The organism is Streptomyces sp. NPDC006235 (assembly GCF_040613735.1).
Lineage (GTDB): Bacteria > Actinomycetota > Actinomycetes > Streptomycetales > Streptomycetaceae > Streptomyces.
Map to the genome: position 1 here is coordinate 338,966 of NZ_JBEXSR010000004.1, position 22,225 is coordinate 361,190.

22 protein-coding genes are annotated in these 22,225 nt (G+C 72.3%); 8 read left to right on the forward strand and 14 right to left on the reverse strand.

All coding sequences use genetic code 11. The features are described 5' to 3' along the window. Positions 1 to 40 precede the first annotated feature (40 nt). The 4 genes from ABZ192_RS07520 (at position 41) to ABZ192_RS07535 (ending at position 2,971) form a co-directional block, all read left to right on the forward strand. Entirely contained in the window at positions 41 to 1,648 is a 1,608-nt protein-coding gene (locus ABZ192_RS07520; protein WP_356923568.1) for an FAD-dependent monooxygenase, read from the forward strand. Between the two features lie 109 nt (positions 1,649 to 1,757). Next, positions 1,758 to 1,829, forward strand: coding sequence for a putative leader peptide (locus tag ABZ192_RS07525; protein WP_309544753.1), 72 nt, complete (start codon positions 1,758 to 1,760; stop codon positions 1,827 to 1,829). A gap of 99 nt (positions 1,830 to 1,928) precedes the next feature. Then, positions 1,929 to 2,528 (forward strand): cysteine dioxygenase, encoded by a 600-nt coding sequence (locus tag ABZ192_RS07530; protein ID WP_356923569.1) that lies wholly within the window; start codon positions 1,929 to 1,931, stop codon positions 2,526 to 2,528. 17 nt (positions 2,529 to 2,545) lie between these two features. Then, positions 2,546 to 2,971 carry a rhodanese-like domain-containing protein gene (locus ABZ192_RS07535; protein ID WP_356923610.1) on the forward strand — a complete coding sequence of 142 codons (426 nt, stop codon included), beginning with the start codon at positions 2,546 to 2,548 and terminating at the stop codon, positions 2,969 to 2,971. Positions 2,972 to 3,020: 49 nt separating this feature from the next. Here ABZ192_RS07535 and recX read toward each other — a convergent pair whose 3' ends face one another. The 4 genes from recX to ABZ192_RS07555 all read right to left on the reverse strand — a co-directional run bounded on the left by recX (position 3,021) and on the right by ABZ192_RS07555 (position 6,839). After that, positions 3,021 to 3,854 carry a recombination regulator RecX gene (gene recX / locus ABZ192_RS07540; protein WP_356923570.1) on the reverse strand — a complete coding sequence of 278 codons (834 nt, stop codon included), beginning with the start codon at positions 3,852 to 3,854 and terminating at the stop codon, positions 3,021 to 3,023. Between the two features lie 3 nt (positions 3,855 to 3,857). After that, positions 3,858 to 4,985 (reverse strand): recombinase RecA, encoded by a 1,128-nt coding sequence (gene recA / locus ABZ192_RS07545; RefSeq protein ID WP_356923571.1) that lies wholly within the window; start codon positions 4,983 to 4,985, stop codon positions 3,858 to 3,860. Positions 4,986 to 5,213: 228 nt separating this feature from the next. Continuing rightward, positions 5,214 to 6,560, reverse strand: coding sequence for an AI-2E family transporter (locus ABZ192_RS07550; RefSeq protein ID WP_356923572.1), 1,347 nt, complete (start codon positions 6,558 to 6,560; stop codon positions 5,214 to 5,216). A gap of 84 nt (positions 6,561 to 6,644) precedes the next feature. Then, entirely contained in the window at positions 6,645 to 6,839 is a 195-nt protein-coding gene (locus ABZ192_RS07555; protein ID WP_356923573.1) for a DUF3046 domain-containing protein, read from the reverse strand. An 80-nt stretch (positions 6,840 to 6,919) separates the two neighbouring features. Here ABZ192_RS07555 and ABZ192_RS07560 point away from each other — a divergent pair, with 80 nt between their 5' ends. Further along, entirely contained in the window at positions 6,920 to 7,864 is a 945-nt protein-coding gene (locus ABZ192_RS07560) for a hypothetical protein (RefSeq protein WP_356923574.1), read from the forward strand. Here ABZ192_RS07560 and ABZ192_RS07565 read toward each other — a convergent pair whose 3' ends face one another. The 3 genes from ABZ192_RS07565 to ABZ192_RS07575 are packed head-to-tail and all read right to left on the reverse strand — an operon-like array spanning position 7,865 to position 9,745. Continuing rightward, the gene (locus tag ABZ192_RS07565) at positions 7,865 to 8,173 is read right to left on the reverse strand and encodes an AzlD domain-containing protein (protein WP_356923575.1); all 309 of its coding nucleotides are present in this window, start codon (positions 8,171 to 8,173) and stop codon (positions 7,865 to 7,867) included. It lies immediately after the preceding gene. Next, positions 8,170 to 8,892, reverse strand: a complete 723-nt coding sequence (locus ABZ192_RS07570; protein ID WP_356923576.1) for an AzlC family ABC transporter permease — start codon at positions 8,890 to 8,892, stop codon at positions 8,170 to 8,172. The genes ABZ192_RS07565 and ABZ192_RS07570 overlap by 4 nt, the downstream gene beginning before the upstream one ends. 22 nt (positions 8,893 to 8,914) lie before the next feature. Beyond that, positions 8,915 to 9,745, reverse strand: coding sequence for an AraC family transcriptional regulator (locus ABZ192_RS07575; protein ID WP_356923577.1), 831 nt, complete (start codon positions 9,743 to 9,745; stop codon positions 8,915 to 8,917). 92 nt (positions 9,746 to 9,837) lie between these two features. Here ABZ192_RS07575 and ABZ192_RS07580 point away from each other — a divergent pair, with 92 nt between their 5' ends. The 3 genes from ABZ192_RS07580 to ABZ192_RS07590 are packed head-to-tail and all read left to right on the forward strand — an operon-like array spanning position 9,838 to position 16,432. After that, entirely contained in the window at positions 9,838 to 14,784 is a 4,947-nt protein-coding gene (locus tag ABZ192_RS07580; protein WP_356923578.1) for an ATP-dependent helicase, read from the forward strand. A gap of 29 nt (positions 14,785 to 14,813) precedes the next feature. Then, positions 14,814 to 15,635, forward strand: a complete 822-nt coding sequence (locus tag ABZ192_RS07585; RefSeq protein WP_356923579.1) for a DNA-formamidopyrimidine glycosylase family protein — start codon at positions 14,814 to 14,816, stop codon at positions 15,633 to 15,635. Positions 15,636 to 15,667: 32 nt separating this feature from the next. Next, positions 15,668 to 16,432, forward strand: coding sequence for an SDR family NAD(P)-dependent oxidoreductase (locus ABZ192_RS07590; protein ID WP_356923580.1), 765 nt, complete (start codon positions 15,668 to 15,670; stop codon positions 16,430 to 16,432). Positions 16,433 to 16,553: 121 nt separating this feature from the next. Here the strand turns inward: ABZ192_RS07590 and ABZ192_RS07595 are convergent, their stop codons facing one another. From ABZ192_RS07595 to ABZ192_RS07625, 7 genes are all read right to left on the reverse strand, one after another. Continuing rightward, entirely contained in the window at positions 16,554 to 16,811 is a 258-nt protein-coding gene (locus tag ABZ192_RS07595) for a hypothetical protein (protein ID WP_356923581.1), read from the reverse strand. A gap of 175 nt (positions 16,812 to 16,986) precedes the next feature. Then, positions 16,987 to 17,457, reverse strand: coding sequence for a DNA starvation/stationary phase protection protein (locus tag ABZ192_RS07600; protein WP_356923582.1), 471 nt, complete (start codon positions 17,455 to 17,457; stop codon positions 16,987 to 16,989). A 226-nt stretch (positions 17,458 to 17,683) separates the two neighbouring features. Beyond that, complete coding sequence (locus ABZ192_RS07605; RefSeq protein ID WP_003993396.1) at positions 17,684 to 18,064, reverse strand: helix-turn-helix transcriptional regulator; 381 nt, start codon at positions 18,062 to 18,064, stop codon at positions 17,684 to 17,686. Between the two features lie 109 nt (positions 18,065 to 18,173). Next, positions 18,174 to 18,719, reverse strand: a complete 546-nt coding sequence (locus tag ABZ192_RS07610; protein WP_356923583.1) for a CinA family protein — start codon at positions 18,717 to 18,719, stop codon at positions 18,174 to 18,176. Then, positions 18,716 to 19,624: a CDP-diacylglycerol--glycerol-3-phosphate 3-phosphatidyltransferase gene (gene pgsA, locus ABZ192_RS07615; protein WP_356923584.1), complete on the reverse strand. Its 909-nt coding sequence runs from the start codon at positions 19,622 to 19,624 to the stop codon at positions 18,716 to 18,718. Before pgsA ends, ABZ192_RS07610 begins: the two co-directional genes overlap by 4 nt. Continuing rightward, positions 19,621 to 21,102 carry a 30S ribosomal protein S12 methylthiotransferase RimO gene (gene rimO, locus ABZ192_RS07620; RefSeq protein WP_356923585.1) on the reverse strand — a complete coding sequence of 494 codons (1,482 nt, stop codon included), beginning with the start codon at positions 21,100 to 21,102 and terminating at the stop codon, positions 19,621 to 19,623. Before rimO ends, pgsA begins: the two co-directional genes overlap by 4 nt. Before the next feature lie 93 nt (positions 21,103 to 21,195). Further along, the gene (locus tag ABZ192_RS07625) at positions 21,196 to 22,047 is read right to left on the reverse strand and encodes a RodZ domain-containing protein (protein ID WP_356923586.1); all 852 of its coding nucleotides are present in this window, start codon (positions 22,045 to 22,047) and stop codon (positions 21,196 to 21,198) included. Positions 22,048 to 22,225: the final 178 nt, after the last annotated feature.

Consider the following 22,225-nt stretch of genomic DNA (forward strand, 5'->3'; position numbering starts at 1 on the left):
CGTCTCTCAGGACATCACCACGGGCAGGGGGCGCCGCGCCGTGGACCCGATGATCATCGTCGGAGCGGGGCCCGTCGGGCTCACGCTCGCCTTGGCGCTGGCGCGTCAGGAGGTGCCCTGCATCGTCCTCGACGAGGGACCGGGCAAGGACGAACCCCGTGCGGCGCGCACCGTCGTCCTGCGCGAGGACACCGCCGCTCTGGTGGAACGGCTGACCGGCGTGCCCCTGTCCCGGGCCGGTGCCCACTGGGCCGGATGGCGGTCGATGCGGCGCAAGCAGGTGATGCGCGAGATCGTTTTCGACGGCACCGAGCCCGCCCCCCTGCACATCGCCCAGCACGTGCTGACCGGCGCCCTGCGCGCGGCCCTTTCCGACGAACGGCTCGTCAAGGTCGCGGTGGAGAGCCGGCTCGACGGCATCGAACAGGAGTCCTCGGGCATCACGGCTCACACCCGCGGCCCCAAAGGCACCTGGTGGCGCGGCAGCTATCTGGTGGGCTGCGACGGCCCCCGTTCGACCGTGCGCAAACTCCAGGACATCCGCTTCCCGGGCCGTACGGCGGTGGAACGTCACGCCGTTGCCGCGCTGCGTACGGAACTGCCCTGGCACGACGAGGCGTTGCTGCACCGCATGCCGCCGTGGCGCATGTCGGGCCCCTCGGCCGGTGAGGTCACCGCGCGCCCGCTGCCCGACGGCGTCTGGCGTCTGGACTGGCTCCTGCCGCCCGGCAAGGACCTGGTCACCCCCGAACTGCTGCTGACCCGCATCCGGGAGACCCTGGCCGGCTGGGCGGGCGGCACGACCCCGCCGTACGAACTGCTGGACACCGGAGTCCACACGGTCCACCACCGGCTGGCCCGCCGCTGGCGCGCCGACCGCGTCTTCCTCGCCGGGGACGCGGCCCACCTGCTCGGCGCGCTGGGCACGCACGGTCTTGACGAGGGCCTCAGGGACGCCGACAACCTCGCCTGGAAGCTGGCCCTGGCCTGGCACCACGGGCCGCACGACGCGCTGCTCGACAGCTACCAGACCGAGCGCCGGGCGGTCGTCGCCGCCCGGTTGCGCGCCGCCGACCAGGCACTGCCCCTGCTGCGCGGCGGCGGAGGCCTGCGCTCCTACGTCCCCGGCTCGTCCCGGGGCCACGACGCGCTCCTCACGGACGGTCACTTGGGGCACGGCCAACTGGGCGCGCCGGGGGGGTACGCCGACTCGCCCCTCGCGCCCCCACGCCTCGAAGGAGAGACCCCCGTCGACACACCGCCCGGAGCGCCGGTCACCGACGTGCGGGTCACCGCCGAGGACGGCACCTTCGTACGGCTGCGGGACCGGCTCGGCCGCGGCGCGCTGCTCGTGGTGCTCATCGCGCCGGGCACGGGTGTGTGGGAGCGCAAGCACTGGGTCAGCGCCGGCATCATGCCCCGGCTCGCGGCCGCCGTCACGGCACTGCCGCACCCCGCCGAGCTGCTGGTCGCCGAGAGCTATCCGGGTGCTGCCGCCCACACGGTGCTCCTAGTGCGCCCCGACGGGCACCTCGTCACCGCGCTGAGCGGAGTGCGCCCGGACGACCTGTACGCGGCGGCGGAGGCCGCGGTGGGCGGACCGGTGAAGGCACAGGCCGAAGCCGGCGCGTCGGCCGGCTCTCGCTGACGCCGACACCCGGCATGACGGGCTCACTGTCACCGTGCGTCCGCATGGTGACAGTGAGTTGACCGGTTCGGGCGGTCATGGTGTACTCCGGTGCGTGACCGACACCTGTGTGCGCCTGTGGCGGAGGGTCCATATGGACCTCGTCCGCTATGCGGGCTGCGTGTGTCGCCCGTCCTGCTGACTTCGCCTCTCTCTTCCTCTGTGCGCGCGCCGCGCTCTGTCTGCCGCGGCCGACGCGCCTGATCCGCGAACTCTCATCAGGACCTCCAGGACGGCACCCGTGTCTGTATCCCCTTCCGCATCCCCCACTGTCTCCTCTCCCGGATCCGTTCCGGGATCCACCCCCCGTCCCGCTTCCGGCTCCTCATCTGCCTCCTCCGCCGTTGCGGCGCCCACTCAGGCCGACCTCTTCGACTTCGTGCGGCGTACGGCCGCCGACACCGAGCTGATCGCCTCCCTGCCGCTCGACCCGGAAGGCCGCACCTGGGTGCGGCTGGACGGGCCCGGCGGCAGCGAGGCCTGGCTGATCGGCTGGCCGCCCGGCACGGGCACCGGCTGGCACGACCACGCCGACTCCGTCGGCGCCTTCCTGACCGCGTCGGGCGAGCTCAAGGAGAACTCACTCGCCGCGCGGCTGCCCACCGACGGCTGGAAGACACTGGAGCTCACCGACGGTGTCGACCGCGAACGCCGGCTGCGGTCCGGCCAGGGCCGCGCCTTCGGCCGCCACCACGTCCACGAGGTGCTCAACGAGTCCCCTGACCGGCACGCGATCTCCGTCCACGCCTATTACCCGCCCCTGCCGCAGATCCGCCGCTTCAGCCGCAGCGGGTCGATCCTGCGGCTCGAGCAGGTGGAGCGGCCGGAGGACTGGCAGTGAGCGCGACGCACGAGCGGGTGAGCGACGGTAACGGCAGTGGCAGCAGTGGTGGTGATGTCCAACGGCCTGTCGGCATCGACGCGTTGCTGGAGCGCGTACGGGCGGGCTACGAGCGGATCGAGCCGCAGGAGGCGTACGAGGCCGCGCTGGCCGGTGACGCGCTACTGGTGGACATCCGCTACGCGGCCCTGCGCGAACGGGACGGCCTGATCTCCGGCGCCCTCGTCGTCGAGCGCAACGAGCTGGAGTGGCGCCTCGACCCGCAGGGCAGCCACCGGCTCCCCGAGGCCACGAGCCACGCCCTGCGCGTCGTCGTGATCTGCAACGAGGGGTACGCCTCCAGCCTGGCGGTCCAGTCCCTGCACCAGCTGGGACTGCACCGGGCCACCGATCTGGTCGGCGGGTTCCAGGCTTGGCGGGCGGCGGGGCTCCCCCTGGTATGACTCCGGGGCTCGGCATCGGGCGCGGCCCCACGGAGGTCTCGCCCTTGCCTCAGGCCCCCTCGTCCCCGAGGAACTCCGTGTCCTCGCCCTCCTCCTCCAGCGCCTGCCGGACCACGCGCAGGGCCATGCCCTCGGGGTAGCCCTTGCGGACGAGCATGCCCGCGAGGCGACGGAGACGCTTGTCGCGGTCGAGCCCCCGGGTGGAGCGGAGCTTGCGCGCGACGAGTTCCCGTGCGGTCGCCTCCTCCTGCTCGGAGTCGAGCTGGGAGACGGCCTCGTCGATCAGCGTGGAGTCGACGCCCTTGGTCCGCAGCTCCCGGGCGAGGGCACGCCGGGCCAGCCCCCGGCCGTGGTGCCGGGACTCCACCCAGGCGTCCGCGAAGGCGCCGTCATTGATGAGGCCGACTTCTTCGAACCGCGACAGCACCTCCTCGGCGGCGTCGTCCGGAATCTGCCGCTTGCGCAGGGCGTCGGCGAGTTGCTTGCGGGTCCGCGGGGTCCCGGTGAGCAGGCGCAGGCAGATCGCCCGAGCCTGCTCGACCGGGTCCCCCGGAGGTTCCCCCTGCTCGGCCCTCGACGAGGAGAGGGAACCTCCGTCTTCGGCATCCGCCGCGTCGAAGCCGCGTCGGCGGCGCCCACGTCCACGCCCGCCGGGCGGCTCATCGCCGCGCGAGCCCTGCCTGGACGAGCCGCGTGTGCCTCCAGCCGATGCGCCTCTGCCGGACGCGCCGCCGCCCAGGGAGGCTCCCCCATACGGCCCGTCAGCCTCGTACCGCCCGTCCTCCCCGTCCACGGCCGAGCCCGTCTGCTCTCCGGTGCCCCTCCCCCGTGGGGCACCGGAGGCGGCGTACTCGTACTCCGCCCAGTCGGTTCGTCGTGTCACGGGTCAGCTCTTGGCTGCGGCGGCCTTGGACTTGGCAGTCTTGGCCGCCGGTGCCGGAGCGGGGACCGCCGCAGCCTCGGCAGGTGCCGGGGAGACCGCCGCGTCCGTGCCCGGCTCGGCGGCCGGCTCCTCGGGACGCACGCCGACGCCCAGCTTCTCCTTGATCTTCTTCTCGATCTCGTTGGCCAGGTCGGGGTTGTCCTTCAGGAAGTTGCGCGCGTTCTCCTTGCCCTGGCCGAGCTGGTCGCCCTCGTACGTGTACCAGGCGCCGGCCTTGCGGACGAAGCCGTGCTCCACGCCCATGTCGATCAGGCCGCCCTCGCGGCTGATGCCGTGACCGTAGAGGATGTCGAACTCGGCCTGCTTGAAGGGCGGCGCGACCTTGTTCTTGACGACCTTGCAGCGGGTGCGGTTGCCGACCGCGTCCGTGCCGTCCTTCAGGGTCTCGATGCGGCGGATGTCGATGCGCACCGAGGCGTAGAACTTCAGCGCCCGGCCACCGGTCGTGGTCTCCGGGGAGCCGAACATCACGCCGATCTTCTCGCGGAGCTGGTTGATGAAGATCGCGGTGGTCTTGGACTGGTTGAGCGCGCTGGTGATCTTCCGCAGGGCCTGGCTCATCAGACGGGCCTGCAGACCCACGTGGCTGTCGCCCATCTCGCCCTCGATCTCCGCGCGCGGGACGAGCGCCGCGACGGAGTCGATGACGATGAGGTCGAGGGCACCGGAGCGGACCAGCATGTCCACGATCTCCAGGGCCTGCTCGCCGTTGTCCGGCTGGGAGAGGATGAGGTTGTCGATGTCGACGCCGAGCTTCTTCGCGTACTCGGGGTCGAGTGCGTGCTCCGCGTCGACGAAGGCGACCTGGCCACCGGCCTTCTGCGCGTTCGCCACCGCGTGCAGGGTCAGGGTGGTCTTACCGGAAGACTCCGGTCCGTAGATCTCCACGACACGGCCGCGGGGCAGGCCGCCCACGCCGAGGGCCACGTCGAGGGCGGTGGATCCGGTCGGGATGACCTCGATGGGCTCCTTGGTCCGGTCGCCCATGCGCATGACCGCGCCCTTGCCGAATTGCCGTTCAATCTGTGCGAGAGCGGCATCCAGGGCCTTCTCGCGGTCGGTTCCTGCCATGGGTTCCACCCGATTTGCTTGAGTCGATCGCTTCACGTCAAAGACGCTAACGCCTGCCACTGACAATGCGCCCCGACGCACGTCCGGCCTGTGGATAACTCGGGCACTTCTCCACCCAAAGTACGTCGAACTGCCCGTCGTTGAGCTTCGCCGGAGACTCCATAAGAATGGATGTTCGATTTTCGTGTCAAGCGCACCACGCGGCACCCGCGTGACACCGGCAGCGACTCAGGCCGGGCCCTGCCCGGACTCCCCGTCCTCGGGCCGCCCGTCCCCGGGCCTTCCCCCCTCGGGCCGCCCGCCCCCGGAACCGCTGTCCTCGGCCTGCCCGCCCCCCGGCCGCTCCGTCCCGGCCCGCCGTACCCACAGCTGCCTCGCGCGCGAGACGAGGCTCGGCCCCTCCCCGCGTCGGCGATGGCCGTGCACCCGGGGGTCGTCCGTGACGGCGTACCGCTTCACGTACGCCCCCAGGAAGGCCTGGAGCGTGGCGATGGCGGGAATGGCGATCAGCGCGCCGACCGCGCCCAGGAGCGCGGTGCCCGCGATGACCGAGCCGAAGGCGACCGCGGGGTGGATGTCAACGGTCTTGGCCGTCAGCTTCGGCTGGAGCACGTAGTTCTCGAACTGCTGGTAGATCACCACGAAGATCAGCACCCACAGCGCGTACCAGGGGTTGACCGTAAACGCGATCAGCATGGGCAGCGCACCCGCGAGATACGTGCCGATCGTGGGGATGAACTGCGAAACCAGGCCCACCCACACGGCGAGCACGGGGGCGTAGGGCACGTCCAGGGCCTGCAGGAGGACGAAGTGCGCTATGCCGGAGATCAGTGCCATCAGGCCGCGCGAGTAGATGTAGCCGCCGGTCTTGTTCACGGCGATCTCCCAGGCGCGCAGCACCTCGGCCTGACGGGCGGGCGGCAGGAGGGAGCAGATCGTGCGGCGCAGTCGCGGGCCGTCCGCGGCAAAGTAGAACGAGAACAGCGCGATCGTCAGCAGCTGGAAGAGGCCCCCGATGACCTGGGCGGAGACGTCCAGGACACCCGTGGCGCTGTTCTGCACGTAGTTGCGCAGCCAGTCGGAGCGCAGGAGTCCCTCCTGGATGTCCACGCGTTTCAGGTCGGTCTTGAAGTGCGTGTTGATCCAGTTGATGACGGAGTCGAGATAGGCCGGGAAGCCCTCGATCATCTTGATGATCTGGTCCGCGAGGATGGAGCCGAGCAGCGTGACGAAGCCCGCCGCCACGATGATCACGCCGATGAAGACGATGAACGTGGCCAGTCCCCTGCGCATCCCGCGCGAGGCCATCCAGCTCACCGCCGGTTCTATGGCGAGCGCCAGGAAGAACGCGATGAGGATGTTGATCAGCAGGCCGGTGAGCTGGTGGAAGGCCCAAGTGCCCAGCTGGAACACGGCGACGAGGGTGAGCGCGAGCACCAGGGCGCGCGGCAGCCAGCGCGGCATACGGCCGTTCGCCCCGGTGTCCCCGGCCGGGGGCGGGGGCGGGGCGGGCGGTGTCGTACCGAACGGGGAGGACTGCGGGGCTGCCTGCCCGGTCTCGTCAGTGGGTGCCACGCACCAAGTCTCACCTACGCCACCGACAGCCGTCTGCCCGCCTGCGATCTTCGTGGGCCGTCAGTCAGCGGTCTCCACGACGGGTCAACGCTTCTCCCTCGGCACGTCCATCACCGCGCACACCACCTGCCAGACCTCCTTGGCGTCCCAGCCGGCGTCGAGCGCCTCGTGGACGGTGCGCCCGCCGAGCTCCGCCATCACATGGTCACGCGCGAAGGTGTCCGCGTACCCCGGACCGAAGTGCTCCGCCATCCGCTGCCAGAAGACCGTCAACCGCATGACTTCAGTATCCCGCCCCTGAGGGTGGGCCTGGGCCGGGACCGCCTGGCGGCGCCATGTTCCGTCCTACGGTCTGATCCATGGCCGAAACAGGAGCTTCCTCACTCCCCCAGTCGCCCCCGCCGCACACCCCCGTGGCGCGCGCGGAGCGCTTCGTCTGGCTCACCGCGCGCGTGCTCGAGCAGCACCTCTTCGCCCACCACTTCCGGGGCGGCGCCGCCGACCCGGTGGAGACCGCCCTGGACGCCTACCGCAATGAGGACGGCGGGTACGGCCACGCCCTGGAGCCCGATCTGCGCGGGCCGGTCAGCCAGCCGCTGCACACCGCCCGCGCGCTGCGCGTCCTGGACGCCGTGGGGCGCTGCGCCGGTCAGCGGGTGGAACACATGTGCCGCTATCTGACGTCCGTCTCCACGGCGGACGGCGCCCTCCCGGCGATCCACCCCAGCCAGCGCGGCTATCCGGCGGCACCCTTCGTGCCGGTCGTGGACGACCCGCCCAGCGACCTCCTGGCCACCGGGCCGGTGGTGGGGCTGCTGCACCGCAACGAGGTGTGGCACGCCTGGCTGTTCCGGGCCACGGACTTCTGCTGGCAGGCGGTCGAGTCCCTGGAGAAGTCCCACCCCTACGAGATCGAGGCCGCCGTGGCCTTCCTCGACTCCGCCCCGGACCGCCCGCGCGCGGAGGCGGCCGCCGACCGTCTGGGCCGTCTGGTCCGCGAGCACCGTCTGGCGGCGCTGGACCCCGACAACCTGGACGCCTACCCGGTCTCTCCCGGTTACGCGCCGGGCGAGCACCACTTCCCGTTCGACTACGCGAGGACACCGAGCTCCCTCGCGCGCGCGTGGTTCACGGACGACGAGATGGCCCGCTCCCTGGACCACCTCGCGGCCCGGCAGCAGGACGACGGCGGCTGGCCCCTCAGCTGGCGCCGCTGGGCCCCGGCTGCCGCCCTGGAAGCCCGCCCGGCGGTGACGATCGAGGCCTTGCGCACCCTCAGGGCGTACGGCCGCGGCATCGGCTGATCAGGCCCCCATGGCCCGCACTCCAGCGGTCACCAGCACGGCCGCCGCGACGACGAGCAGGAACGGCGCCCGCAACATCAGCGCCACGGCGGCGGCTCCGAGCCCGGCGGCCCGCGCGTCCAGGACCAGCGTCTGCCCGTCGGCGAAGGTCTGCTGGGCCGTGAGGGCCGCCAGCAGCGCGACGGGCAGCAGCGCGGCAAGCCGCCTCACGACGGGCCGCTCGAGAGCCCCCGCGGGCACCAGCAACCCGGCCAGCTTGACGGCGTAGCACCCGAGGACGGTCACACCGATCGCGATCCAGACGTTCACTCCTGCTCCCCCTGTCCCTTGCGACGGCCGTCCGCCCAGAGCACGACCGGCGCCGCCAGCGCGGCCAGCAGAACCGGCACGCCGGCGGGCAGCACCGGCAGCAGCCCGAGCCCGAGCAGCACGGCGAGCCCCGCGACGGCCCGCTCGGTGCCGGTCTTCAGCATGGGCGCGAGCAGCGCCAGGAAGACCGCGGGTCCCGCCGCGTCCAGCCCCCAGGCGTCGGTGTCCCCGACGGCCTTGGCGCCCAGGGCACCGAGCAGCGTGGTGAGGTTCCACAGGACGTACAGGCTCAGCCCCGTCACCAGGAACCCGATCCGCGCACTGCGCCGCGTGGGCTGTGCGAGCGCGACGGCGGCCGTCTCGTCGATCACCCACTGGGCGGCGAACGGCCGCACCGCGCGCGGGAGGGCCAGCACCTGTGACAGGCGCAGGCCGTAGAAGGCGTTCCGCACGCCCAGGAAGAAGGCCCCGGCCGCCGCCGTGAACGGGCCGCCACCGGCCGCGAGGGCGCCCACCAGGGCGAACTGGGACGCCCCGGTGAACACCAGTAGACTGAGCGCGCACGTCTGCATCAGCGTGAGTCCGGCGCCCGCCGACGTCACCCCGAAGGCGAAGCCGGAGAGCCCGACGGCCACCCCGACCCCCAGGGCGTCCCGCACGACGGCCCGGTCCGTCTTCCCACCGGTCTGTGTATCTCCGAGAGCTGTCCGATCTGCCACGCCCGCACGCTACGAGGAGCCGCTACCGCAGGTCTTGTACGTTCTTGCGCTCCCGCTGATAGGCCCCGGGCGGCACCCCGACCATCCGGCTGAAGTGCCGGTTGAGATGCGGCTGGTCGGTGAACCCCACGGCCACGGCGACCTCCGAGGGCGGCGTCCCGAGGTCCAGCAGCCGCCGCGCCCGCCGTACCCGCGCGTCCGTGAGCCACGCGTGCGGCGGCATCCCGAAGGCGTCCCGGAAGGCCCGCAGCAAGGCGAACGGGCTGGTCCCGAGTTCGGCCGCCAACCGCTCCAGGGTCGGCGGCCGCGCCATCCGCTCCTCCAGCGCGGCACGCGCGCGTGCGGCGACCCGGGCCCCCGCCGTCCGCACCTCCCGGCGCGGCATGGGCCCGCCGTTCAGTCGCAGCAGCCTTGTCACGGCGACCCGCAGCAGCGTGTCCGCGGCCAGCGCGTTGCCCTCGTCGGCGGCGCGCAGCACCTGATGCACCAGCCCGACGGCATACGGATCATCCACCACCGGGCTGACGAACCCCGGTGTCCCCCGCAGCGTCGTGGTCTCGGCCGCGATCTCCGCCACCACATCGACGGACGGATACACGGCCCCGTACCGCCACCCCTCGGGCACACCGGCCCGCCCCGTGTGCGGAGTGTCCGGATTCACCAGCGCGAGCGCACCGGCGCCCGCGTACTGATCGCCCCCGCCGTGGTGGAAGACCTCCACCCCGTCGGCGATGGCGGCGATCACGAAGTTCTCGTGCGTATGCCGCACGAACGTCTTCCGCACGTACCGGGCCCGCAGCAGATCCACCCCGGGCAGCTCGTCGTACTGCCAGTGCCGCGCACGCTCGCTCATACCGCCATTGTCCGGTCCCCCGGCCCACCACGAAACGGCAGGCGGAACCGCCTCGGCCTCCCGTTGTCAGTGCCGGGGTGCACGATGGACGCATGCCCAGCAAAGCACCCGGACCCCTGGACGGCTTCTCCCCCGCGACCCGCGCCTGGTTCTCGGGCGCCTTCTCGGCGCCCACCACGGCCCAGTCCGGTGCGTGGCAGGCCATCCACGAGGGTTCGGACGTGCTGGTCGTCGCCCCCACCGGCTCAGGCAAGACCCTGGCCGCCTTCCTCGCCGCCTTGGACCAGCTCGCCTCGACCCCTCCCCCCGCCGACCCCAGGAAGCGCTGCCGGGTCCTGTACATCTCCCCGCTGAAGGCGCTGGCCGTGGACGTCGAGCGCAATCTCCGCAGCCCCCTGACCGGCATCCGCCAGGAATCCGTACGGATGGGTCTGCCCGAGCCCGAGGTGAAGGTGGGCATCCGCTCGGGCGACACCCCCGCCGCCGAGCGCCGTGCGCTGTCCACCCGCCCGCCGGACATCCTGATCACCACCCCCGAGTCGCTGTTCCTGATGCTGACGTCGGCCACGCGCGACGCGTTGACCGGTGTGGAGACGGTGATCCTCGACGAGGTGCACGCGGTCGCGGGCACCAAGCGCGGCGCCCACCTCGCGCTCTCCCTGGAGCGGCTGGACGAGGTCCTCCCCAAGCCCGCACGCCGCATCGGCCTGTCCGCGACGGTCCGCCCGGTCGACGAGGTGGCCCGTTTCCTCTCGCCGCGGCGCAAGGTGGAGATCGTCCAGCCGGAGTCGGGCAAGGAGTTCGACCTCTCCGTGGTCGTCCCGGTCGAGGACCTGGGCGAGCTGGGCGGCTCCCCGGTGGCGGACGGCTCGGAGGGCGCCGAGCGCCCGTCGATCTGGCCGCATGTGGAGGAGCGGATCACCGACCTCGTCCAGTCCCACCGCTCCACGATCGTCTTCGCGAACTCCCGCCGTCTCGCGGAGCGCCTGTGCAACCGCCTGAACGAGATCGCCTACGAACGGGCCACGGGCGAGACCCTCGACGAGCACCACTCCCCCGCCGAGCTCATGGGCGGCTCGGGAGCCACCCAGGGGGCGCCACAGGTCATCGCCCGTGCGCACCACGGCTCGGTGTCCAAGGAGCAGCGTGCCCTGGTCGAGGAGGACCTCAAGGCGGGCCGTCTCCCCGCGGTCGTGGCCACGTCAAGTCTCGAACTGGGCATCGACATGGGCGCGGTCGACCTGGTGGTCCAGGTCGAATCACCCCCCTCGGTGGCCTCCGGTCTGCAACGCGTCGGCCGGGCAGGCCACCAGGTGGGCGCGGTCTCCACCGGCGTGGTCTTCCCGAAGTACCGCGGCGACCTGGTGCAGGCGGCGGTGGTCACCGAACGCATGCGGACCGGCGCCATCGAGTCCCTCAGGGTCCCCGCCAACCCGCTGGACGTCCTGGCCCAGCAGATCGTCGCGATGACGGCCATGGACACCTGGCAGTTCGACGACCTCCTCGCCGCCGTCCGACGGGCCGCCCCCTTCGCCTCGCTCCCGGAGTCGGCCTTCACGGCGGTCCTCGACATGCTGGCCGGCCGCTACCCGTCCGACGCCTTCGCCGAGCTGCGCCCGCGCGTGGTGTGGGACCGCGTCACCGGCGAGATCACGGGCCGCCCCGGTGCCCAGCGCCTCGCCGTCACCTCCGGGGGCACGATCCCCGACCGCGGCCTCTTCGGCGTCTTCCTCGCCGGCGCCGATCCCAAGAAGGGCGGCGGCCGGGTCGGCGAGCTCGATGAGGAGATGGTCTACGAGTCCCGCGTCGGCGACGTCTTCACGCTCGGCACGAGTTCCTGGCGCATCGAGGACATCACCCGCGACCGCGTCCTGGTCTCCCCTGCCCCGGGCGTGCCGGGCCGGCTGCCCTTCTGGAAGGGCGACCAGCTGGGCCGCCCGCTGGAACTGGGCCGGGCGGTGGGCGCGTTCCTGCGTGAGGTCGGCTCGCTGTCCAAGGACGACGCCCGGCTGCGCCTCCTCGCCGCCGGCCTGGACGCCTGGGCGGCGGACAACGTGCTGTCGTACCTGGACGAGCAGCGCGAGGCCTGCGGCCACGTCCCGGACGACCGGACGATCGTCGTGGAGCGCTTCCGCGACGAGCTCGGCGACTGGCGCGTGGTCGTGCACTCCCCCTTCGGCGCCCAGGTGCACGCCCCCTGGGCGCTCGCGCTCGGCGCGAAGCTCTCCGAGCGGTACGGCATGGACGCGCAGGTCATGCACGCCGACGACGGCATCGTGCTGCGCCTGCCGGACGCCGACCTGATGGGCCTGGACCTGCTGGACCAGGAGCCGGTGAAGCTGGGCCGGGAGTACGACGCCGAGCAGGCCCCCGTGGGCGCCGCCGACGTCGTCTTCGACAAGGGCGAGGTCGATCAGGTCGTCACCGACCAGGTGGGCAGCTCGGCGCTGTTCGCGGCCCGTTTCCGCGAGTGCGCCGCCCGCGCGCTGCTGCTCCCGCGCCGCAACCCGGGCAAGCGCACTCCGCTGTGGCAGCAGCGCCAGCGCGCCTCCCAGCTGCTCCAGGTGGCGAGCGAGTTCGGCTCGTTCCCGATCGTCCTGGAGGCGGTCCGCGAGTGCCTCCAGGACGTCTTCGACGTCCCCGGTCTCGTCGAGCTGATGGGCGACCTGGAGTCCCGCAAGGTGCGCCTCGTCGAGGTCACCACTGCCGAACCGTCCCCCTTCGCGCGCTCCCTCCTCTTCGGTTACGTCGCCCAGTTCCTGTACGAGGGCGACTCCCCGCTCGCCGAGCGCCGGGCCGCCGCCCTTTCGCTGGACTCACGGCTGCTGGCCGAGCTGCTGGGCCAGGCGGAGCTGCGTGAGCTGCTCGACGCGGACGTGCTGACCGAGCTGGAGCGGGAGCTTCAGTGGCTCACCGAGGACCGCCGCGCCAAGGACGCCGAAGGGGTGGCGGACCTCCTCCGCCTGCTCGGCCCGCTCACGGACGCGGAACTGGCCGAGCGGGGCGCCGAACCGCAGTGGGCCGAGGAGCTGGCCGGCGCCCGCCGGGCCATCCGGGTCCGGATCGCGGGCAGCGACCACTGGGCGGCGATCGAGGACGCGGGCCGGCTGCGCGACGCACTGGGCACTGCCCTGCCGGTCGGTGTCCCGGAGGCCTTCACCGAGCCCGTCAAGGACCCGCTCGGTGACCTCCTGGCGCGCTACGCCCGCACCCACGGACCGTTCACCTCGACCACGGCGGCGGCCCGCTTCGGCCTCGGCGTGGCCGTCACCGAGGGCGCCCTCCAGCGGCTGGCCGCGGCGGGCCGGGTCGTCCAGGGCGAGTTCCACCCGGCCGGGATCGGCCAGGAGTGGTGCGACGCGGCCGTGCTGCGCCGACTGCGCCGCCGTTCCCTGGCCGCCCTGCGCCATGAGCTGGAGCCGGTGCCGCCGGCCGCGCTCGCCCAGTTCCTTCCCCAGTGGCAGCACATCGGCAAGGGGCACTCCCTGCGCGGCATCGACGGCCTGGTGCGCGCCATCGAGCAGATGCAGGGCGCGTCCGTGCCCGCCTCCGCCCTGGAGAAGCTGGTCCTGCCCTCCCGGGTCGTGAACTACAACCCGGCCATGCTGGACGAGCTCACCGCCGCCGGAGAGGTCGTATGGGCCGGGGCGGGCTCCCTGCCCGGCAAGGACGGCTGGGTCTCCCTCTACCTGTCCGACGCGGCCCCCCTGCTCCTGCCGCCCCCGCACCCCTTGGAACTGACCGCCCTGCACCAGTCCGTCCTGGACATCCTCTCCGGCGGCTACGGCCTGTTCTTCCGCCAGATCGCCGACCAGGTCCGGGCCACCACCCATCCCGACGCCACCGACCCCCAGCTGGCCGACGCGCTCTGGGACCTGGCCTGGTCCGGGCGCCTGACCAACGACACGCTCGCCCCCATGCGCTCCCTGCTCGGCTCGGGCCGTACCGCCGGCTCCACGGCCCACCGCGCCAAGCGCGCGGTCCCGCGCGGCCGCTACGGCTCCCTGACGGCCGCGGCCCGCCCCGCCTCGCGCTCCGGCCCGCCGACCGTCGCCGGCCGCTGGTCCCTGCTCCCGGCCCACGAGCCGGACCCGACGGTGCGGGCCCACGCCCTCGCCCGCACCCTCCTCGACCGGCACGGCGTGGTGACCAGGGGCGCGGTCTCGGCGGAGGGCGTCGAGGGCGGCTTCTCGGCGACGTACCGCGTCCTGTCCGCCTTCGAGGACAGCGGCCAGGCCCGCCGCGGCTACGTCGTGGAGGGCCTCGGCGCCGCGCAGTTCGCGATGGACGGTGCCGTGGACCGCCTGCGCGCGGTGGCCAACGCCCGCGACCGCGGCGAGGACCTGCCCGGCCCGCCTCCGGGCCCCGACCTCGACCCGTTCCCCGCCCATGACTTCCCCGCCCATGACTTCGCCGGACAGGACGACGGGCTCCCGTCCCACGACCACCCCCGCGACCCCGGCGATCCCGGCCCCGACGGCTTCCCCGGCCTCGGCCCCGCCTACGTCACCCCGGCCCCCCAGCCGTCCCGGGACGAGTACGTCTCGCCGCGGGACTACGCCCCGCAGGACCCCCCGCCCTGGCAGAACGGCGGACGCGCACCGTACGCCCCCGGATCCCCGGGCCGCCGCACGCGCCCGGACCCCGCCTCCCGGGCCGTCGTCCTCGCCGCCGCCGATCCGGCGAACGCGTACGGCGCCGCCCTGCCCTGGCCCGAGCCCCCGACCGGCGCCGGGCACAAGCCGGGCCGCAAGGCGGGCTCCCTGGTGGTGCTCGTCGACGGCGAACTGACGCTCTACATGGAGCGCGGCGGCAAGACCCTGCTCGCCTGGGCCATCGAGCCGGACGGCAACCCCACCGACGACCCCCGCCTGCGCACCGCGTCGGAAGCCCTGGCCGCAGCCGCCCGCGCGGGCTCCCTCGGCACGGTCACGGTGGAGCGCGTCAACGGCGCCCAGGCCCTGACCTCCCCCATCGGCACCCTCCTGGAAGGAGCGGGCTTCATCGCGACCCCTCGTGGTCTCAGGCTGCGCGCCTGATGGTCCCGGCGACGTGCCACCCTTGACCCATGCCCGAAGGTGACACGGTCTGGCAGACCGCGAGCCGGCTGCACAACGCCCTCGCGGGCAAGGTGCTGACCCGCAGCGACCTCCGGGTGCCGAGGCTCGCCACGGCCGACCTCGCGGGCCGTGCGGTCCTCGACGTCACCCCGCGCGGTAAACACCTCCTGACCCGCGTCGAGGGCGGCCTGACCCTCCACTCCCACCTGCGGATGGACGGTTCCTGGAAGGTGTACGAGAACGGCCGGCGCTGGACCGGCGGCCCCGGCCACCAGATCCGCGCGGTCCTCGGCACCACCGACAGCACGGCCGTCGGCTACCGCCTCCCCGTCCTGGAACTCCTGCGCACCACCGACGAGCACCGCGCGGTCGGCCACCTCGGCCCCGACCTCCTGGGCCCGGACTGGGACCCCGACCGGGCCCTCGCCAATCTCCTGAAAGACCCTGCCCGCCCCTTGGGCGAGGCCCTGCTCGACCAGCGCAACCTCGCCGGTATCGGCAATGTCTACAAGAGCGAGCTCTGCTTCCTGCTCGGCGTCACCCCCTGGCTCCCCGTCGGCGACCTGCCCGCCGAGCGCGCCGCCCAGCTGCCCGCGCTCGCCAAGAAGCTGCTGGAGACCAACCGCGACCGCCCGATCCGCACGACGACGGGCCGCCGCGGCCAGGACCTCTTCGTGTACGGCCGGGCGCCCCGCCCCTGCCTGTGCTGCCACACCTCCGTCCGCGTCGCCGACCAGGGCGACGGCTCCCGCGAGCGCCCCACGTACTGGTGCCCCACCTGCCAGCCGGGCCCCGCCCCGGTCCAGGCCCGGCGGTCCCGCACTAATTGACGACCCGTCAGAAACACTCGTACGGTCCCTGTATGCCCGTCACGGCGTACGACCTCACCGGCCGCACCGCGTTCGTCACCGGAGCCGCGAGCGGCATCGGCCGCGCCTCGGCGCTGATGCTCGGGCAGGCGGGCGCCACCGTGCACTGCGCGGACCGCGACCCCGCGGGCCTGCACGAGACAGCGGCCCTGATCAAGAACGGCGGCGGCACCGCCCACCCCCACGCCCTCGACGTCACCGACCGCGCGCGACTGAGGCAGGCCATCACCTCCTGCGAACGCCTGGACGTCCTGGCCGCGATCGCCGGGATCATGCACAGGAGCCCGGTTCTGGAGACCCGGGACGAGGACCTCGACCGAGTGCTCGACGTCAACTTCAAGGGAGTGCTGTACGCCTGCCAGGAGGCGGCCCGCGTGATGATCGCCCAGGGCACCGGGGGCAGCATCGTCACCATGGCGTCGGGCGCCGTCGACACCGGCGCCCCCGGGCTGCTGTGCTACGGCGCGGCCAAGGCGGCGGTGGTCCAGCTGACCAAGACCCTCGCGACCGAGGTGGGCCGGCACGGCATCCGCGTCAACACGGTCGCGCCGGGCTGGATCCGCACCCCCATGACCGACCGCCACGACAGTGAGTCCCAGGCGAAGACAGAGGCCGTCATGGCCCGTATGTCACCCCTGGGCCGGGTCGGCGCCCCCGAGGACATCGCCCAGGCAGTCCTGCACCTGGCCTCCGACGCCTCGTCCTTCACGACGGGCCAGATCATCCGCCCGAACGGCGGCGTGGCGATGCCCTGGTAAGCCCGCGAACGGCAGCGTGGCGATGCCCTGGCAGAACACAGACACACCACGCACCCGCACACCCGCACACCCACGCAAGGTCCCCACGCCCCCGAAGCCCCCGAAGCCCCCGACCACGGCATCACCCCCTCCGCGACACCACCCCCCGGCCCCCTACCCCCAGCACCCTCCGCCACCGCCCCGTACTCACAGCCCCCTCCGCCTGCCTCTTCGGCATGCAGTGCACCGGCAGCACGCTCAGCCCCCACCCCCCGGCCGCGACCGTCGCCTCCAGCACCCCGGCCCCGGGCGCGACCACCAGCCGCAGCACCGCCCACCACCACAGCGCCCCCAGCCCCAGCACAGCTCCGCGGGCCCCCCAGCGCCCTATCCCCGCCATGGCCGCCACCTCCAGCCCGACGCTATGCGGCCACCCGGGCCGGCGGACAGGGCGCACCAACGGCACACAGGCGCACCGCGTGCCCCACTGCGCCGAGCTGCGAGACCGCGAGCCGCGAGACCCCGAGCGGCGAGCCCTCCGGCCGGCCCGTCGCCCGCTGCCGCGCTCGCTGCGGTCACCCGTTCTCGGCCTGGAACATCCAGTGATGCTTCTCCAGGTCCGCTGTGATCCCGATGAAGATGTCCTGGCTCACCGGATCCGGCTCACCGGTCGCCTCGACCCGTTCCCGCATCCGGGCGATCACCGCGCCGAGCGCCTCGACGAGCGTCCCCACGGCGGTCGTGTCGTCGACCCACCCCTCGGGGGTCACACCGATCCCGCTGCCGACGGCGACCGTCGCGGCCCGCCCGTCGGGCGAGATCCCGAGCGCCGCGGCGCGCTCCGCCACGGTGTCGGAGTACTTCCGCGCAATGTCGACAACCTCGTCGAGCTGGAGATGCACGGAACGGAAGCGCGGTCCCACCACGTTCCAGTGGATCTGCTTCGCCACGAGTGAGAGGTCCACCAGGTCGGCGAGGGCGCCCTGCAACGCCTCGGACACGGTCTTCAGGCTCGCGTCGGACAGCGGGCTCTTCACGACGTACATCCGCACCTCCGTTGGCTTTCCCCGGCCATCCCCTCAACGATGACCGTCACAAGCCCCACGGGCAAACGCAGACAAGTAGGGCACGACCTAGCCCGGCAGTCTGCGGGTAAGCGAAAACCCCGACCGTCACTCCTCCGGATCTCCCGGAGAACCCCGGCCGGGGCCTCACCAGTGTCGACGCCTGGTCAGCCGGCGCCGCTCGTTCATGCCACGCACGCGCGAAGCGTCACGCGGCGACGACGTCCACCGCCTCGGCGGGCGCCTTGATGGTCACCCGTTCGGGTGGCACACCGGTCACCGAAACGGAACCCAGCATCGGGCGAACCGGCGTGGGCACAGGTTCGCTGGGGGTGGCCGCAGCGGACTGGGCCAGCTCGGCAAGGGCGAGTTCGTCGCTCACTTCCCGCATGAGCTCGGACATCCGTACGTCCAGCGCGTCGCAGATGGCGGAGAGCAGTTCGGAGGAAGCCTCCTTCTGCCCCCGCTCCACCTCGGAGAGATAGCCGAGTGAGACTCGGGCGGACGAGGAGACTTCGCGCAGAGTACGGCCCTGGCGCTGGCGCTGCCGACGCAGCACGTCACCCAGCAGGCGACGGAGCAGAATCATCGGTGGCTCCCTCCTCGGACCGCGTAGCCGCATCCATTACGCCCCACCGTACCGCCTTGCGCCGCGGCCGTGCGGGGAGCGATGTCGTGTTCACTCAGGGCTGCAAACATCAAAACCCCCCGTTCCGTTCCGTATCCTGTGCCCGCTCATTCCCAGTCTGTTCGCCCGCAAGCTCCTCCAGGAGCAGTGCGAGTACGCTCCGTACACTCTCTCTACGAATTTCCTCGCGGTCGCCGTTCAACCGCAGAGCCTCCACTTTTCCGCCGCCGGCAGAACCGGAATCGATCCTCCGGGGTCCGTCCACGGCGACGAAGACCGTACCGACGGCCTGTCCGTCCTGCGGCTCGGGACCCGCGACACCGGTGGTCGCGACGCCCCAGTCCGCGCCGAGCGCCTTGCGCACTCCGGCCGCCATCTGGGCCGCGACCTGCGGATCCACCGCCCCTCGCGCCGCCAGCAGGGTGGCGTCGACACCGAGCAGTTCCTGCTTCAGTTCGGTGGCGTACGCCGTCACCGAGCCCCGGAAGGCCTTGGACGCGCCGGGCACGGATGTGATCTCCGCCGCAACGAGACCACCGGTCAGCGACTCCGCGACGGCGAGCGTCTCACCCTTCACCGTGAGTAGTCGCACCACGTCGGTGGCCGTGGAACTCACGCTTCCTTCTCCTCCAACGCGGCCTTGCGCTCGGCGATTCCCCGCCTGCGCAGCACAATGGCCTGTTTCACATAGTCGAGGCCCGTCACCACGGTCAGAACGACCGCCGCGGCCATCACCCAGAACCTCAGGGTGGCCAGCCACCCCGTCAGTGCCAGCACATACATGCCCACGGCCACGCCCTGGGTGAGTGTCTTGAGCTTGCCTCCGCGGCTGGCGGGGATGACGCCGTACCGGATGACCAGAAAACGCAGCAGGGTGATCCCGAGTTCCCGGCCGAGGATGACGCCGGTCACCCACCACGGCAGATCGCCGAGCGCGGACAGACAGATCAGCGCCGCCCCCATGATCGCCTTGTCGGCGATGGGGTCGGCGATCTTCCCGAAGTCCGTGACGAGGTTGTACGTGCGCGCCAGATGACCGTCGAAGAGGTCGGTGATCATGGCGATGGCGAAGGCCGCCCAGGCGAGGGCCCGCCATGCCGGGTCGTACCCGCCGTCCGCGAGCATCAGCGCGACGAAGGCCGGTACGAGGATCAGCCGGAGCATGGTCAGGAGGTTGGCGACGTTCCAGACGCTGGCCTGGTTGACGGCCGCGGCCGCCAGCTTCCCGCCCCGCGCCAGCTTCCCGTCGTCCTGCGCGTCGACGGCGGCGCTCTCGGAGCCGTCACCGACAGCGGCCCCGCTGTCACCCGCATCGGGCGCCGCACCATGCCCGGCACCTGGTGCCGCGCCGGCCGCCACACCCTGCCGCACGTCCGGCGCCGCACCGGCCGCCCCGCCCTCGGCCGACCGCGCGGCCGACCGGCCCACAGAAGCCCCGGGAGCCTTCCCCGAGGCCGCGCCGGCCGCGGCCCTCCTCGCGCCGGAGGGGCCTCCCGCCGCGGATGCCGGAACACCGGTCATCTGCCCGCCTCCTCACTCCACGCCGGCGATGCGAACGAGCCCTGAAGCGGCTCGGCCACCAGGTCGACGCCCTCGGTACCGACCACCTTCGCCTCGACCATACGGCCGCTGCTCAGGCCCGCGCCGCTCGTGAGCAGCACCTGGCCGTCCGTCTCGGGCGCCTGGTGCGCCGCGCGGCCGTACACGCCCTCCTCGTCGTCGACGGACTCGACGAGCACGTGCACGGTCTGGCCGACGCGCTCCTCGGCGCGCTGCGAGACGAGTTCCTCGGCCAGCTGTGAGACATGGGCCAGTCGCTCGGCGACGACGTCCTCGTCGAGCTTGTTCTCGTAGGTCGCCGCCTCGGTGCCCTCCTCGTCGGAGTAGCCGAAGACGCCGATGGCGTCCAGCCGCGCGCCGTTCAGGAACCGCTCCAGCTCGGCGAGGTCGGCCTCGCTCTCGCCGGGGAAGCCGACGATGAAGTTGGAGCGCACGCCGGCCTCGGGCGCCTTGCTGCGGATCGTGTCGAGCAGCTCCAGGAACCGGTCGGTGTCGCCGAAGCGGCGCATCGCGCGCAGCACGCCGGGCGCGGAGTGCTGGAAGGACAGGTCGAAGTACGGCGCGACCTTCGGGGTGGACGTCAGCACGTCGATCAGGCCCGGTCGCATCTCAGCGGGCTGCAGGTAGCTCACCCGGACCCGCTCGATGCCGTCCACCTCGGCGAGCTCGGGCAGCAGCGACTCCAGCAGGCGGATGTCACCGAGGTCCTTGCCGTAGGAGGTGTTGTTCTCGGAGACCAACATGATCTCCTTCACACCCTGTTCGGCCAGCCAGCGCGTCTCGTTCAGCACGTCGCTCGGGCGGCGGGAGATGAAGGAGCCGCGGAAGGACGGGATGGCGCAGAAGGAGCAGCGCCGGTCGCAGCCGGAGGCCAGCTTCACGGAGGCGACCGGGGAGCCGTCCAGACGGCGCCGCAGGGGCGCACGCGGACCGGAGGCCGGAGCGAGACCTTCCGGAAGGTCGGCCGGGGCGTGCCCGGGCAGCGCGACCTCGGTGGCCGACTCCTGCCGCTCGGCCGGGCTGATCGGCAGCAGCTTGCGGCGGTCGCGCGGGGTGTGCGAGGCGTGGATGCCACCGTTGAGGATGGTCTGGAGCCGGTCCGAGATGTCCGAGTAGTCGTCGAACCCGAGCACACCATCGGCCTCCGGGAGGGCCTCGGCGAGTTCCTTGCCGTACCGCTCGGCCATGCAGCCCACCGCCACGACGGCCTGGGTTCTGCCGTGTCCCTTGAGGTCGTTGGCCTCCAGGAGGGCGTCGACGGAGTCCTTCTTGGCGGCTTCGACGAAGCCACAGGTGTTCACGACGGCGACGTCCGCGTCCTCGGCGTCCTCCACGAGCTGCCAGCCGTCCGCCTCCAAACGGCCTGCGAGCTCCTCCGAGTCCACCTCGTTACGGGCGCAGCCAAGGGTGACGAGTGCGACGGTACGGCGTTCAGGCATGGGCTCAAGAGTACTTCGTCCCGCTGACACCCCACGTCGACGGGGTTGGCCGTTTCCGGACCAACCCCGTGTCACGTGCACCCCTCGGACCGGTTATCCGGCCTCGGGGTCACCCTTCGTGTACGTCAGGCGCTCCACGGCGCCCGGCTGGAAGTCGTCCTTGATCTTCTTGCCGTTGACGAAGAGGTCGATCGCACCGGCGTCCCCGAGGACGAGGTGCACCTTCGAGCTGTCCTGGAAGGTCTTGGTCTCGCCCTGCTTGAGGACGCCGTCGAAGATCAACCGGCCGTTGTGGTCCTTGGCGGCGATCCAGCTGCGGCCGTCGGCGGCGGCCACCTGGACCGTCACCTTGTCCTGGGGCGCGGCTGCGATGGCGCTGTCGGACGCCTCGGGCTTGGGGTCGGCGGGCTTCTTGGTCTTGGTGGTCGGGGAGGCGGAGCCGCCGGTGGTGGGCGTGGAGCCCTCGGCCACGTTCGCCTCGCCGCCGCTGTCGCCGCCCTGGAACATGGTGAAGCCGACGAATCCGATCACGGCGACGATCGCCGCGACCATGGCGGCGGTCCAGTTGGGCCCCCGCCGCTCCGGGCGGATGCGTTCCGCCTCGAAGAGGGGAGCCGCCGGGGTCGGAGCCGGGCGCCCGCCGTGCTCGTCGCCGTACTGGGCGAGCAGCGGCGCCGGGTCGAGGTGGACGGCCTTGGCAAGGGTCCTGATGTGCCCCCGGGCGTAGACGTCCCCACCGCAGGCGGTGAAGTCGTCCGCCTCGATGGCGTGCACGATGTTCATGCGGACCCGGGTGGCGCTACTGATGTCGTCGACGGTCAGCCCAGCGGCGATGCGCGCCTGCTGAAGGGCACGGCCGATGGAGGGGCGGGCTTCCTCGCGGTCTTCTTCGACGCGCTCGTCTTCGAACGGACGCTCGTCTTCAGGGGAGTTGCCGATGGACACGGGGGCGCCTTTCGAGCGTGTAGCCGCCTGTGCTGGAGGTTCAGTCTAGGGGGGGTACAAAAGGGTGGGGCAACCGGGCGGTGGCACTTTGTACGCCATCGGAATGGCCCGACATTCCGATGGTGGGGAAGCTGTTCCTCGCTTCCCTCAACTTGACGTATGCCGAAGGGAAACGGTT